The 14,740-nt window shown below is 43.7% G+C and carries 14 protein-coding genes; 3 read left to right on the plus strand and 11 right to left on the minus strand.

The features are described 5' to 3' along the window. Positions 1–141: 141 nt before the first annotated feature. The 6 genes from BLR84_RS14685 to BLR84_RS14710 all read right to left on the minus strand — a co-directional run bounded on the left by BLR84_RS14685 (position 142) and on the right by BLR84_RS14710 (position 7,622). On the minus strand, positions 142–1,923 hold the full coding sequence (locus BLR84_RS14685) for a DUF885 domain-containing protein (protein ID WP_090469386.1): 1,782 nt from the start codon (positions 1,921–1,923) through the stop codon (positions 142–144). Between the two features lie 94 nt (positions 1,924–2,017). Next, positions 2,018–2,272 (minus strand): Txe/YoeB family addiction module toxin, encoded by a 255-nt coding sequence (locus BLR84_RS14690; protein WP_090469390.1) that lies wholly within the window; start codon positions 2,270–2,272, stop codon positions 2,018–2,020. After that, positions 2,272–2,523 carry a type II toxin-antitoxin system Phd/YefM family antitoxin gene (locus BLR84_RS14695; RefSeq protein ID WP_090469393.1) on the minus strand — a complete coding sequence of 84 codons (252 nt, stop codon included), beginning with the start codon at positions 2,521–2,523 and terminating at the stop codon, positions 2,272–2,274. Before BLR84_RS14695 ends, BLR84_RS14690 begins: the two co-directional genes overlap by 1 nt. A 90-nt stretch (positions 2,524–2,613) precedes the next feature. Continuing rightward, positions 2,614–5,460: an excinuclease ABC subunit UvrA gene (uvrA, locus tag BLR84_RS14700; protein ID WP_090469396.1), complete on the minus strand. Its 2,847-nt coding sequence runs from the start codon at positions 5,458–5,460 to the stop codon at positions 2,614–2,616. Between the two features lie 398 nt (positions 5,461–5,858). Next, the gene (locus tag BLR84_RS14705) at positions 5,859–6,842 is read right to left on the minus strand and encodes a phosphotransferase (protein ID WP_090469399.1); all 984 of its coding nucleotides are present in this window, start codon (positions 6,840–6,842) and stop codon (positions 5,859–5,861) included. A gap of 189 nt (positions 6,843–7,031) precedes the next feature. Beyond that, positions 7,032–7,622, minus strand: a complete 591-nt coding sequence (locus tag BLR84_RS14710) for a 2OG-Fe(II) oxygenase (RefSeq protein ID WP_218128348.1) — start codon at positions 7,620–7,622, stop codon at positions 7,032–7,034. A gap of 380 nt (positions 7,623–8,002) precedes the next feature. Here BLR84_RS14710 and BLR84_RS14715 point away from each other — a divergent pair, with 380 nt between their 5' ends. After that, on the plus strand, positions 8,003–8,392 hold the full coding sequence (locus tag BLR84_RS14715; protein WP_090469404.1) for a hypothetical protein: 390 nt from the start codon (positions 8,003–8,005) through the stop codon (positions 8,390–8,392). Positions 8,393–8,535: 143 nt separating this feature from the next. Here the strand turns inward: BLR84_RS14715 and BLR84_RS14720 are convergent, their stop codons facing one another. Then, entirely contained in the window at positions 8,536–9,099 is a 564-nt protein-coding gene (locus BLR84_RS14720) for a lytic transglycosylase domain-containing protein (RefSeq protein ID WP_255366953.1), read from the minus strand. 450 nt (positions 9,100–9,549) lie between these two features. Between BLR84_RS14720 and BLR84_RS14725 the strand changes: the two genes are divergently transcribed. Beyond that, a complete protein-coding gene (locus tag BLR84_RS14725) occupies positions 9,550–11,019 on the plus strand; it encodes a pseudouridine synthase (RefSeq protein ID WP_090469407.1) in 1,470 nt (489 codons plus the stop codon). A gap of 418 nt (positions 11,020–11,437) precedes the next feature. After that, positions 11,438–12,574 carry a lactonase family protein gene (locus BLR84_RS14730; RefSeq protein WP_090469410.1) on the plus strand — a complete coding sequence of 379 codons (1,137 nt, stop codon included), beginning with the start codon at positions 11,438–11,440 and terminating at the stop codon, positions 12,572–12,574. 135 nt (positions 12,575–12,709) lie between these two features. Here BLR84_RS14730 and BLR84_RS14735 read toward each other — a convergent pair whose 3' ends face one another. From BLR84_RS14735 to BLR84_RS14745, 4 genes are all read right to left on the minus strand, one after another. Continuing rightward, positions 12,710–13,195, minus strand: a complete 486-nt coding sequence (locus BLR84_RS14735; RefSeq protein ID WP_090469413.1) for a hypothetical protein — start codon at positions 13,193–13,195, stop codon at positions 12,710–12,712. A gap of 54 nt (positions 13,196–13,249) precedes the next feature. Beyond that, positions 13,250–13,411, minus strand: a complete 162-nt coding sequence (locus tag BLR84_RS30065) for a hypothetical protein (RefSeq protein ID WP_176852074.1) — start codon at positions 13,409–13,411, stop codon at positions 13,250–13,252. A gap of 76 nt (positions 13,412–13,487) precedes the next feature. Next, on the minus strand, positions 13,488–14,075 hold the full coding sequence (locus BLR84_RS14740) for a non-canonical purine NTP diphosphatase (protein ID WP_090469416.1): 588 nt from the start codon (positions 14,073–14,075) through the stop codon (positions 13,488–13,490). Positions 14,076–14,138: 63 nt separating this feature from the next. Next, positions 14,139–14,711 carry a hypothetical protein gene (locus BLR84_RS14745; RefSeq protein ID WP_143013909.1) on the minus strand — a complete coding sequence of 191 codons (573 nt, stop codon included), beginning with the start codon at positions 14,709–14,711 and terminating at the stop codon, positions 14,139–14,141. Positions 14,712–14,740: the final 29 nt, after the last annotated feature.

Raw genomic sequence — 14,740 nt, forward strand, 5'->3', positions numbered from 1 at the left:
AGTAAGAAATAAAATCATCCATCGAATCTTCGCTGTTATTAAAAACCAAGTACCTTACCAAAAGCATTTGTTTGTATCATAGAAATCGCAATGACGCGTGAGGGAATTGTTTCATCAAGGCTGTGGCAACCTCTAATTTATCTATTGTTTTGCTGCCCAGGAATCCATTTTTGCTTCAAATACAGCAAGCGGCATAGCGCCATCTTTCAATACCTGGTTATGGAATTCAGCCAGGTTAAATTTGCTGCCCATCTGTTTTTCGTATTTATTACGAAGCTCACGTATTTTAAGCGCCCCTATTTTATAGCCCAATGCCTGACCCGGTATGGCCATATAACGCTCAATTTCGGCAGTGGCACCTTGTTCGCTGATGGCTTCGTTATCCATCATGTATTTAATGGCTTGTTCGCGGGTCATGTTTTTGGTATGTATGGCCACATCAACCACTAAGCGGATGGCACGGTGTATCTCATCGCCCAGCGCGCCCATATATTGATAAGGGTCTGTATACAGCCCAAGTTCTTTACCTAACGATTCGCAGTATAAGGCCCATCCTTCTACATAGGCATTTTCATTGGCATCAAACCGCCTGAATTTTGGCAAGGAGGTGTTTTCCTGTGTCAACGAGATCTGGTAATGATGGCCGGGAATGGCTTCATGCAGAAATAAGGATTCCATACCCGAGGTAATATTAAACTTGGTAGCGTCCAGTATGGGCACATAAAATATACCGGGCCTGCTGCCATCTGCCGATCCGGGGTTGTACTCAGCACTGGCCGATGCAGCCCGGAAGGCTTCCGTTTGCCTGATTTCGAAAGGGGTTTTGGGCACATGATTAAACATTTTTTTCAGATTGGGCCCCATGAGTTTGTGGATATTTTCAAACGCAGCCAAAACATCTTTTGGGGTTTTATATGGGGTAAACTTAGGATCGGTTTTCATGTATTCAAAAAACGCTTGCAGGTCGCCTTTAAAACCAACGCTTGTTTTGATGCTATCCATAATACCACGTATGCGGCTTACCTCTTTCAGTCCGGTTTGGTAAATTTCTTCGGGTGTTTTGTCGGTAGTGGTTTGTTGTTTTACCAGGTAAGCATATTTGGCGGCCCCATCTGGCAAAGCCGAGAAGCCCGACGTTGCGCGGGCATGCGGCAGGTATTCTGTTTTTAAATAGTCGGCCAGTTTTTTATAAGTGGGCGAGATAACGGTGTTGATCGCTTTTTTATAAGCTTCGGTGAGTTGTTTTTTATCCGCGTCAGAAAAACTCTTGGGCAGATTGGTGATCGGCCCGTAAAATAAACTTTTTGCAGGGTCGGCAACTACCAGGTCTTGCAGTTCGGGGATGGCTTTTAGTACCAGCGCTTTGGGTAAAACTACGCCCGCTTTAATGCCTTTATTAAAATTGCTGATAGCAGTATCGGCCCATACCGAAAACGCCGATACGCGTTTTAGCCAATCATTGTAATCCTTAACCGTTTTAAATGGCTGCGCGCCCGAACCCGAGCCTAACTGACCCATAGTAAGCGGTAGGGCATAAAACTGGTTAAAAGGCATGTATTCAAAATGCTGTTTAAAACCATCCAGTGCAAGCTGGGTCTCGTAGATAAAAATATCATAAGAGAGCTGATCGGCCTCGCTGAGGTCTTCCCGGTTAAAGTGTTTTACCTGGGCCAGGTAATTGGTGTAAAAAGCCTGGGCTTTGGTCAAAAACGCTGCGGAGCCATCATTGGGCAGCTGATCGTTATAGCGATTATCGCCAATGTTGGTGGCATTAAGCGGGTACAACTTTAACGACTCCTCAAAGTAATTATCAAATACTTTGGCCAGCTCCGGACTGTCGGTTTTGGAGGCGTTGTTTGTTTTGGGTTGATTGCAAGCGGCCAATATGGTGGCGGCAAAGAGGTATAGAAAAGTTTTTTTCATTTTCAGCTAGTAGTTAATGAGTAAAGCTAACAAAATGAAAATAAAGAAAACTGTGCGTGAATCACCTTTTAACTGGCAGGCTTTAACAGATCGTTTAATAATGATAACGGCACTGAAGAATAAAAATAGATTCATGCTCTACCTTATACACCAAACGATGTTCGAGATTAATTCTGCGAGACCACCAACCAGCCAGGTTATGTTTTAATGGCTCTGGTTTTCCACTACCATCATAAGGAATACGTTCTATTTCTTTAATTAAGGCGTTGATTTTCTTTAAAATAGATTTATCTGTGGTTTGCCAATATAAATAGTCATCCCATGCCGGACTCAGAAAAATGATCTTCACTAATCAATAAGCTTTTTTTCCTGACCTAAACCGTTCTCATATTCTTCAATGCCTTTTAGAAGCCGTGTAGCATTGTTTGGACTTTTGAGCAGATAAAAAGTTTCCTCCATGCTCTCATAATCGGCTTTTGAAATGACAACCACATCGTCGCCAGTAGTACTGGTTACCAATAACGGTTTATGATCATTGCGTACTTTATCCAGAAAGGATTTTAGTTGCTGCCTGAATGCGGTATATGTGGTAATTTCCATCTGTCTTTTATATTAATATAAAGATATAAAAACAAAACGACATGTACAATATGTTGTACATGTCGTTTTAAAGAACGTTTAGCAAAAAATTTACTTTACCCCCATTTCCTTTTTCAAAAACTGGCCGGTAAAGCTGTTTTTTACCTTGCACAAGCCTTCTGGTGTGCCGGAGAACAGGATATTACCCCCGCCCGATCCGCCTTCGGGACCCAAATCGATCAGGTGATCAACCACTTTGATCACATCCAGATTATGTTCGATGACCAGTACGGTGTTGCCTTTATCAACCAGTTGGTACAGTACGCCCAGCAGTACGTTGATATCCTCGAAATGCAAACCTGTTGTTGGCTCGTCCAGTATGTAAAAAGTGTTGCCCGTGTCTTTTTTGGATAGCTCGGTAGCCAGTTTAACCCGCTGCGCCTCACCACCTGACAGGGTTGTTGATGCCTGCCCCAGGGTGATGTATCCCAAACCTACATCATACAAGGTTTTCACCTTGCGGTAAATAGATGGGATATGCTCAAAAAACGGTGTGGCATCCTCAATGCTCATGTCCAGCACATCGCTAATGGATTTGCCGCGATAGCGTACTTCCAGCGTTTCCCGGTTATAACGACGGCCGCCGCATTCTTCGCAAGGCACCTGTACATCGGGTAAAAAGTTCATCTCGATCACTTTCATGCCCGCACCCTGGCAGGTTTCACAACGACCGCCTTTTACGTTGAACGAGAAACGACCAGGTTTGTAACCCCTGATCCGGGACTCGGGCAGGGCCACATATAGGTTACGGATATCAGAGAACACCCCGGTATAAGTAGCCGGGTTGGAGCGCGGCGTACGACCAATAGGCGTTTGATCGATCTCGATTACCTTGTCGATATTTTCAAGCCCCTCAATTTTTTCGTAAGGCAAAGGTTGTTTCTTGGCCCTGAAAAAATGATGGTTCAGTATAGGATATAAAGTTTCGGTAATTAAGCTCGATTTACCGCTGCCAGATACTCCGGTAACACCAATAAGTTTACCCAATGGAAATTCAACCGATACCTTTTTCAGGTTATGACCAGTAGCCTTTTTCAGACTCATCGTTTTGCCGTTACCTTCCCTGCGTTTTTCGGGGATAGCGATAGAGCGCTCGCCATTGATATAGCTGGTGGTCAAGGTATGCTCGGCCATAAGTTGCGCCGGGGTTCCCTGGGCAACTATTTGTCCGCCATGTACACCCGCTGCCGGACCCATGTCAATCACGTGGTCGGCTTCAAGTATCATGTCCTTATCATGCTCTACCACTAAAACGGTATTGCCGAGGTCGCGCAGGTTTTTGAGCGCGTTGATGAGGCGTTCGTTATCGCGCTGGTGTAAACCGATGCTGGGCTCATCCAGAATGTACATCACATTCATCAACTGTGAGCCTATCTGCGTAGCCAAACGGATGCGTTGTGCTTCACCGCCCGATAGCGTTTTAGCGGTACGGTCGAGTGTTAAATAACTCAAGCCCACATCCAGCAGGAACACAATCCGAGCGCGGATCTCTTTCAGGATCTCTTTAGCAATTACATTCTGGCGTTCGGTAAGCCGGTCTTCCAAATTGGTGAACCACTCCTGCAGGGCACGGATATCCATACAGGCAAGCTCAAATATATTTTTATTGTCGACCTTAAAATGCAACGACTCTTTCTTAAGCCTGGCACCTTCACAAACCGGACAGGTTTTCAGCACGCGATAGTTTTCCATATCGTCCATGCCTTCGTCACCGCGGCGTTCCTGCTGCTCTTCCAGCATACGCACAATACCATCAAAAGTGATCTGGTAGCTTTGCACGTTCCACTTATTGTACTCCACCGCAACGGTGATCATATCCGGCGACCCATTCAGGATGATATCCTTTTGCTCCGGCGTCAGTTTGTCGATCGGTGTCGACAGTGAAAACTCATATTTCTTGGCCAGCGATTTCAATACCTGGAATATCCAGGTTTCGCGGTACTCGCCAATTGGGGCAAGGCCGCCGTTCATGATGCTCAGTTTGGGGTTGGGAATAACCGAAGCTTCATCAACCTCAAAAATGTAGCCTAAACCATTACACTTTTCGCAGGCGCCGTAAGGCGAATTGAAGGAGAAAGTATTGGGTTGAGGTTCATCATAGGAGATACCCGATACCGGGTCCATCAGGTATTTACTGTAATAGGCTACATTATTATCCTTATCGCCTACGCGGATGATGCCTTTGGCAATTTTAAGGGCAGTTTGTACCGAAGTGTATAAACGTTTGCTGTCTTTGTCAGATACCACCAAACGGTCAACCACAATATCAATATCATGGATCTTGTAACGATCCACCTGCATTTTGGGCTCCACATCGGCCATGGCGCCATCTATCCATACTTTTAGGTAGCCTTGCTTGCGTATCGATTCAAAAAGCTCACGGTAATGACCTTTACGGGCTTTTACCACCGGAGCCAGGATATTTACCGGCTGCCCGTCGAATTTTTCCGTAATGGTTTTCAGGATCTGATCTTCGCTCATGCGCTCCATCTTCTCGCCGGTAGTGTACGAGTAAGCTTCACCGGTACGGGCAAAAAGCAACCGCATAAAATCATAGATCTCGGTAATGGTACCCACGGTTGAGCGCGGGTTTTTGCTGGTTGTTTTTTGCTCAATGGCAATAACCGGGCTCAGGCCCGATACCTTATCCACATCGGGGCGCTCCATACCGCCCATGAACTGGCGCGAGTAGGCCGAAAATGTTTCCATATAACGGCGCTGCCCTTCGGCATAAATGGTATCAAAAGCCAGTGACGATTTGCCGCTGCCACTCAAACCGGTGATCACCACCAGCTTGTTGCGCGGAAAAGAAACATCAATATTTTTTAAATTATGTACCCTGGCGCCATAAACTTCAACTTCGCTTTGTTCGCCCAGGTCAACGGTTATTTCGTTCATATATGTTATTGGTACCAAATTTATTAAACCCGGGTAAACGGGTTTACTTTTAAAAGCGTATGTAAGATAATACCTTTAAAAGAAATTGCTAAAAAATTAAGCAAAGATACAGAAAATTGACGTGGATTTTATGCTAAGCGTGTCAGCATAAGGTTAATATTTACAGGGTTTAGAGTTTTTAATCAACAGCCGAAGCGGCTTATTTTTTATAAACGCTATTTATAATAAGCGCGTCATTGCGAGGTACGAAGCAATCTCTACATAGGCAGGTCAAACAGGTAAGTTCGCTCTGTATAGCATAGAGATTGCTTCGTACCTCGCAATGACGCGAGTTTTGATGTTTTTTCATTAGCACATGTGCACCAGCCGAAAGCAGTGATGATAACAAGCGATGAAAATCAATAATTCGCTACAATACGCAGCGCCTCATCCAACCTCTTCAAACCCAAATTATGCTGCAATTGTTCTCGATGAACCTGGGCATATTGCAAGCGGTTATCCATATCGGCTAAACTGAGCTTGCCTGTCCAGATGCGGTCATGAAATTCCCTGAAGTCGGGCACTATCATACCCAGATCGATGGGTTTATCGGGTGTTTTACCCACTATGGTAAAAACAACAAAGTAAAATAAATGGAGTATCTGGCGCATCAGGAAAAAGCGGGCGTGCTGATATTCGGTAGCTTCGTGGCCAAAATAGGTGTCCAGGTAGATCTTTTCGTCGTCCTCATTTTTCACCAGGAAATTGGCCATGATCGACAGGTCCAAATAGCGATCGTTCAAAAAGGCGGCTTCCCAGTCCACGAGCCATACCCGCTTTCCGTCAAACAGGGTGTTTTCTGGTTTAAGATCGTTATGGCAGCCTACCATATCTTCGGCATTACGCGGATATATGCTTTTTACCCGGATATAAAAGTCGAATAACTCGGCGGTCATATCCTCGGGCATGAGTTTATCGGTCCTGAATTTTTCAATGAACTCGCCAATTTTATCCAGGTAGTTGATGCGGAAAGGGAAAGACGGCAACGAATGCAGCCGTTTAAGCAGATGAGGCAGCTTCGTTTTGGCCTCCTCCATTGGGAAAGGCTTAGCTTCTATAAAATCAATAATGGCTAACCTGTCCTCCACATGGGTATACCAAACCTTGGGCGCTATCCCGGCTTCTGCCGCTGCTTGCATGCAATTGTACTCGAGTGTGGGATCGGCCATGGCATCTGTGCGGGTAATGATGCGGAGCAGGTAAGGCTTGCCACCAACGACGATCCGGAAAACAAGAGCCGATGATAGTCCGGCGGTGAGTTCATGGATCTCTTCCAGATCGGTGGTGCCAAAAGTTGTCAGCAGAGCATGGTCGACAGCAGTTTTTTTGGTCTCGGGAATCATAAATACAGGCTTTAAAATGGTGATGATGAGCCAAATATATTTATGGTTTTTTACTTTCGGCAGCTTTTGAAAGTATATTTTTTGCGCCGTACTTTTTGGTTAATATTGACGTTTACCCAGTATATAGTCTTGATGGTCAAGGGACTAATTCTTTACGTATCCTGGTTGTCCGGTGCACGCGTCTCAGCGCTATACCGCATTCACTTTCAACCAGCCGGTTATACTCATCCTGGGTTTGTTGGTACACAATACTTCATGTTCCAGTTCGCCGCTTTTAAAGAAAACACTTTTCCTGTTTTCGGGGGATATGTGCTGCAGTTGATCGGCATGATGAATACATAGTTCGCCACCATCAGCCTGCAGCCAGTCGGGGTTTAAATAAATGATCATGGAGTACTTTCTATCATCATTATTCCTGAACTGATCCAGATGCTTTTTGTAGAAACTGCCCGTATCATATAAGGTATAATGAAATTCATAGCCTGTTATGCCGGTATAGCAGGTACTGTTTAAATGACTTACAAAGCTATCCATCAAATTAAAAAAATCATTTTCGTGCCGGTCATTGTGTTTACGGTCGAGCCAGTAAATGCTATCGCCTCTTACGGATAGATTGTGCGCGACCAATTGATCATTGCCGGTTCCTGCCGCCAGGAGTAGCTTTTTGTGGTACAGGGCAAGCAGGTTTCCTTTCAGATCGGCAGCAAGTGCCGCGCTTAAAAAATGATCGGCTATGCCTACATGGTTATCTATAAAGCTATCAATGAGTTCATCAAACATTTTTTGCAATTAGCTATGATTTAGCAGAGGTGAGGGGGCAGGGGTAATGGGTGAAGGTAGCTTTAATTTGTGGTTAGTTTGTATGTGGTAACACTATAGGTGTTTGGAAGAGATAAAACCGGTTGTCATTTCGAACGAGGAACGAGGAGAAATCTTCAGCGACATGCAATTGTAACTTTGTATGCTGCAGAAGATTTCTCTTTCGCACAACGCTTAGGCCTATCCCGGCTCTATCGAAATGACAAATTTTTATTGAAATATAGTTTTCCAAACAACTGTGGTGATAACACCGTCCGCCAACTAAACGATAATATTTATAAGGATCTCTGTAGCATTTTGCTTTTTCATCCGTACTATAAATAAATCATTATCATGTAATTATGAAAAAGCAGATCCTGTTGCTGAGTACTGTTATAGTCTTGTTATTTATAGTCTCGTGTAAAGACAATCATGAAAGCCTTAAAACCGAGGACGAAAAAAAGCTTCGGGAACTTTATGCTGATATTCAAAAGATGGCACAGCAATTTAACTGTGAAAATGCCGTCGACTGGAAATTTACGGACATAGGTTCAAAAGCATGCGGCGGCGCAACGGGTTTTATCGCGTATTCCATCAAATTGGATACAGCGGTTTTTCTGCAAAAAGTACGATCTTATACCACACAACAAGCCGGGTTCAATAAAAAATGGGGTGTAGTTTCAGATTGCTCCCTGGCTATCCCACCCAAAAGCGTAACATGTGACAGCGGGAAACCGAAGTTTACTTATTAAGGTTCCGACTTCTATTCAGGTGAAAGCTCGTGGAAGCGAATCGTTAACTCAACCATTCACCAACAAAAAAAGTCCTGCTTTCCATCTGGGAAAGCAGGACTCGGGGTGCTCCGTAATGTATTCTTTAATTAATTAAATCTCAATTAATTAAAATTCAGCAATGATGAAGGCGGGGTCATGGCGAAATAATCGCTATACCCGTACTTCTTGGGTTGCTGGATAATTGCTTTCATAGCAATAAGCTTGTAAACATATGAACCGGTTTCGCGGTTCAGGCTCATGCGGAAGTAATTATCTTCATTCTGTTTGTTAATAGCCCTTTCCAGCTTAATTGAACCGTTGTTGTAAGCGGCTGCAGCCAGTGTCCAGCTATTAAATTCACCGTATAGTTCTTTGATATACTTGCAGGCTGCAATGGTTGATCTGCGCAGATTGAGGCGCTCGTCGACCCCATGGCCTACTTTAAGTCCGTAAGTACGCGCGGTGCCAGGCATAAACTGCCATAAGCCACGTGCCCCCTTGGGCGAAGTGCCTTCGCAAAGGCCCGACTCCACCAGTGGGATGTACTTAAAATCATCGGGGATACCATAAAGCCTTAAAAGCGGTTCAATAACAGGGAACCATTTTTCGGCTTTGCGATGCAGAATAGTCGACTGAACGGTTTTGAAGTTATGCTGTTTAAGCGATATTTTCAGTTTCCGTGTCACCCGTGCATCGTTTACAGGTAAAGCTTCGTTTGCAAAATTGTATGCATTTGCATTGCTTTTTATAAAAATAAATTTCGAGTTCCGATGGCTAATATCTCCAGTGCTCGCAACCTTTTCATTGATGGTTGTGCTGAAAATATTGAGCTTTGAAATGAGAACCAGCACTAGCATTACGGAGCACGTAAATAAGTGTTTTTTGATCATTTCTTTCTTTATCATTAACTATACATTTGGTTAAAATGTGCTGCAAAGGTATGTTATACAGGGCACATAATCAAATACTTAGCAAAATACTAAAGATTTTAGTTGTGGTTTTTGGTCCAAAAACAGGCTTTAAAACTGTTTAAACCGGGTTTTTGAACCGCTTAATTTTTTTGCTTTTTTTGATTAAAAATTGCCAAAAAAGCGTATCTTTGACCCTCACGCTGCGAAAGCGCAAAACAAAAAAATATGGTATTTAAGAGACCAACAGGTAGTCGCGACGACAAGCCAAAAAGAACAACAGGCCGGAGCTCCAGAAGCGACGACAAACCCAAAAGACCTGCAACCGCAAAAGGCAAAGCCACTCCAAACGGAGAGAAAAAAAAATTCACTAAACCAGAACCAAAACCTTTTCAAAGCAACAGGTTTAGCGACGACAAACCCAAAAGCAATTTCAGGGATGGCGCTTCATCATCTGGCGGAAGATCAAAACCTTATTCAGGACGTCCAACAGGTGATAGTCCATCGGGCGATAAAAAATCATTTACACCACGCAGCAAGCCATACTCTGGCAGGCCAACTACCGGTGGCGATGAAGAAAGACCGAAAAGAAGTTTCGGTTCCAATTCAGCAGGCGAAAGGAAGCCTTACTCAGGCCGGCCATCATCTGGTGAGGAAGAAAGACCAAAAAGAAGCTTTGGCGGCAGCGCAGCTGGCGACAAAAAACCATACTCATCCCCACGTACCCGCTCAGCTGCAGGTGCCGAAGGAAAGCCCAAAAGAAGTTTTAGCGAAGGTGGCGACCGTAAGTTTGGCAACAAACCAACCGAAGGCGGCGATCGTAAGTTTGGTAACAGACCGACTGAAGGCGGCTTTAAAAAACGCGATGACGCTTCATTTAAGGACAAACCTTACCGTGACAAACCATCACGCGATCAGGATGCCCCTGCCAGAACCATGCGTGGTCGTAAAAACCCGGCTGAACCAAAAGCAAAAGACGATGGGCTTATCCGCCTGAACCGTTATATTTCAAACGCCGGTATCTGCTCACGACGTAAAGCCGATGAGTTGATCATTGCCGGTGTGGTTTCGGTGAACGGTGTGGTGGTTGACGAACTGGGCGCCAAGGTTGACCCTCAAAAGGACGATATCAAATACAATGGCGAAACCCTCCGCCGCGAAAAAATGGTTTATGTACTATTGAATAAACCAAAAGACTATATCACTACTACCGAAGATCCGCAGGAACGCCGTACCGTAATGCACCTGGTTGAAAAAGCAACCAAAGAACGCATTTACCCTATCGGTCGTTTAGACAGGAACACTACCGGGCTATTATTAATGACCAACGATGGTGACCTGGCCGACAAGCTGTCGCACCCGCGCAGCAATATCAGCAAGTTGTACCAGGTGGAGCTGAGCAAAGCCTTAACCCAGGGCGATTTGAACAAAATTGGCTTTGGTGTTGAACTGGAAGATGGCTTGATAAAACCCGACGCGGTATCATACGTAGCCGGTGGCACAAAAAGAGAAGTAGGTATACAGATACATAGCGGTAAAAACCGTGTGGTACGCCGTATTTTTGAAAGCCTGGGTTACGAGGTAGTAAAGCTCGACAGGGTGGTTTATGCCAACCTCACCAAGAAAGACCTGCCCCGCGGCAAATGGCGTTTCCTTGACGAGAAAGAAATTATCCAACTGAAACACCTGATCAAATAAGATTGGTAGAACTATGATTTTTGGACTATGGGATTTTGAGACTACAGGATAAAAATCTTAAAGTCCTACCGTCACAATGTCCCAAAATCTCATAGTCGCAAAGTCCAAAAATCAAGGTTCAGAAACAAAAACAGGGCTATTTTTAGCCCTGTTTTTGTTTAATGTTCTCAGTGCCAATATATTAATACTTTTTAAAGCTTTCAAAACCCATCAAAAATTTGTTAAAAAGTGTTAAAATGGCGTTAAAACTTTGTTAAAATGGGCAATTATCAAGCCTTTTTACCCCATTTTTGATCAGAAAATTGTTAAAATAAGAGGTTTAAAAAGTTTTTATTTCAGGATGGATACCCGATGGGTGGGAGGGCTGTTTTTTTAGCAATTTTGTTAACTTGCGCTTCGTAAACCAATTTCATCTCTCATGAAAAAAATCGTATTGTTCGTTGTCTTATTGCTGCCTTTGCTTGTGCAGGCGCAAAGCACGCAAAACAAAAAGAAAGGCCCCTCAACTTATGACCTCGTCATTGGCACCTATACCACAGGCACCAGCAAGGGCATAGCGGTTTATCGCTTTTATGCCGAAAATGGCAGGCTGGCCTACCTGAGCCAGATTGATGGTGTGGTAAACCCATCCTACCTGACCGTAAGTGCCGATAATAAGTTTATCTATGCCGTAAATGAGCTGCCTAAAGGCGAAGTAAGCTCTTTTTCATTTGAGCCTAAAACAGGCAAAATGCAGTTCATCAATAAGCAATCATCCCTCGGCGCCGACCCTTGCTACATCACAGTGGATAAGGCCCGTAAAAACGCTTTTATCGCCAACTATTCAAGCGGGCAGGTTACGGTAATGCCTATCAATAAGGATGGCTCACTGGCCAACGGTGTGGAGACAGTAAAAAACGACGGTACTGGTCCTAATAAAGGCCGTCAGGAAGGGCCACATGCCCACATGAGCATACTATCGCCCGATGAGAAATATGTGCTGTATAATGATCTGGGAACTGATAAGGTACACATATATCGTTTCCGCTCTGGTAAAAGCTCACCTTTAACCGAGCCTACATCCGTAAGCGTAACCCCGGGCGATGGTCCGCGGCACCTGGATTTTTCGCCGGATAAAAAACACGCCTACCTGGTAACTGAGATGGGATCAAATGTATATGTGTTTGATTATGCTGGCGGTAAGCTTAAACAGAAACAAATCATAACCCTTCTTCCGGAGGGTTTCAAGGGTCAAACCGCAGGTGCGGCTATTCATATATCGCCAAATGGTAAATTCCTGTATGCTTCTAATCGTTTAGAAACCAACGAGATCATTGTGTACGCTATTAACCAGGAAACCGGCGAACTTACTTTTGTACAGCGCCAATCATCTATGGGTAAAAATCCGCGTGATTTTGCTATCGACCCCACTGGTAAATTCCTGCTGGTAGCCAACCAAAACAGCGACAGCATATTTGTATTCCGGATTGATCAAACCACTGGCCGTATATCGCCAACCGGTTTTAAACTGGAAATTGGTAACCCGGTGTGCCTGAAATTTGCACCTTCAGAATAGAGTGAAAGGATAAAGATTAAGGGCGAAAGGTTTAAATATCTCTTCCCATAAAAAAAGGTAAAGGTGAATGTTTAAATTCCCTTTACCTTTTTTTACGAACCTTTTACCTTTCGCCTTTGTCCTTTTACCTTAAAATTAATTGCTTTTTGTAAACGAGTAAATGATATACCCGGTACCGCCGCTACCGATGGCAACCGGCGATTTCAAGGTCATGGTTGAGCCGTTATTGCTGGCAATATCTAAACGATAACCTTCGGCTACGTTTTTGGCTTTATCGCCTTCGTACAATTTTTTAAACTGGAATTGTGTGCCTGTGCTGCCGCCATTATAAACCGACCAGAATATAGTTTGTGAGGTACCGTTCGATAAAGTATACACACCATTACCACTATTGGTTAGTTTCCAGGTACTACCCGCAAATGCTTCGGGAGGGGCCTGATCAAATACATTTTGAACGGCATTTTGAACAAGGCCATCATAACTTACGTTGTTTAACGTCCAGGTACCCACAAATTTGCCACGTGATACATTATTAGAGACTGTGTTTTTTTGGCCAGAGCAGGCTGATAAAACAAGAATAACGGATAAGATTGCGATTGAGGTTTGAAATATCTTTTTCATGATTGGGGTTATTTTATGGCATAAGAGCATAAATCTTGCCAAACATAACTAAGTTCAACAGTTTTTTGGCTTAAGCTTTTTTTGCATTTCGTTTAATCGCTTATTAATGGCCTCTGCTACCTGGTCTGCTTCTTTAATATGAGTAAGGCTATTGGCAAATTGCTGATCAGTGTTTTTAGAAAATACAGCGCGGCTTAAATGTAATACGGTTTTCATGGTTACTTCTAAAAGTTTAGGTATACGAACTTTTAAACGGAATGTTACGCGTAGGTTAACCGAAAAATAATTATTTCTACAGACCGCTTGTGGTGCTTAAAAAATCGATGAGCTTATCAACAGCTCTTGCACGGTGGCTAATGCTATTCTTTTGGTCCATGCTCATTTCGGCAAAGGTGATGTTGTATCCCTCAGGTTCAAATATGGGGTCATAACCAAAGCCCTCGGTACCGCTGAGTTCGGTACGGATGTTGCCTTCAACTGTTCCATCAAAAAAATGTTCCTCACCATTCCAGATCAACGATATCACGGTGCAGAAACGTGCCTTTCGATTTTTTTCGTCATGTAGGTTTTGTAGTACCTTGCTTATATTGGCTGCATGGTTACCATGCTCGCCGGCATAGCGTGCGGAGTAAACGCCAGGCTCGCCTTTTAGGGCGTCTATTTCCAGTCCGCTGTCGTCACCAAAACAGTTCAGTTTGTATTGCTGATAGATGTAATGGCTTTTTATCGATGCGTTTTCACGAAAGGTGGTCCCGGTTTCTTCAATATCATCGGTGCAGCCAATATCATCCAGGCTCAATAGTTTAAACCGGCCTTTTATTTTGGCCGATACCTCCTCAAGCTTATGTTGGTTATTGGTTGCAAAAACTAATTGCTGCATATTTTATGGGATGAAGGATTAAAGGATCAAAGATTTTCTGACAAATGACTTTATATTGTAGACTTATAGAGCTTTCATCAGTTCCCAGAAAATTTTCTTGTTGTCGACACTGGCCATCATCTCATCAAAACTGAAACTATAGAGCGCCGTGCGGGATCCTGATGTTTTTGGCGTGTTTAAGGCGAGCGAAGTAAGACCTTGAGGTATAGCTGACTGACCTAATAACAGGAGCTTTACAGGTTTAAAAAAATCGGCAAGCTGACCAATAGTCGCTTCGCTATGTTGAGCCATGTTGAGTATAACAACATCATCAAGCTCAAATTCCTTGCGTTTCAGTATGTTTTGCAATGCGGCCAGATGGGCGTCAGCAATAAACTCCTGATCGGGATAGTGAACCAGTATTAAGAAGTTCTTTAAATTTTTGCCCAGATAATTAAAAGCAAGCTCTGGCGTTTTTACCTCAGGCTTAGCTTCTTGAGGTGTAGTATCAATAGCCGGCGTTTTTATTTCGGGTTCAGATTCTTCAATGATGGGTTGATGTATTTCTCTTTTTTCGTAAAAAGCTTTATCTGTATTTAACAGATAAAGCTCATCCTGTAATATAAAACGCAGGGCAACCGGGTTTTCAACTTTCACTTTAACAAATTTTAACCAAAAGTAGTTAA

The organism is Mucilaginibacter sp. OK268, assembly GCF_900103125.1.
Classification (GTDB): domain Bacteria; phylum Bacteroidota; class Bacteroidia; order Sphingobacteriales; family Sphingobacteriaceae; genus Mucilaginibacter.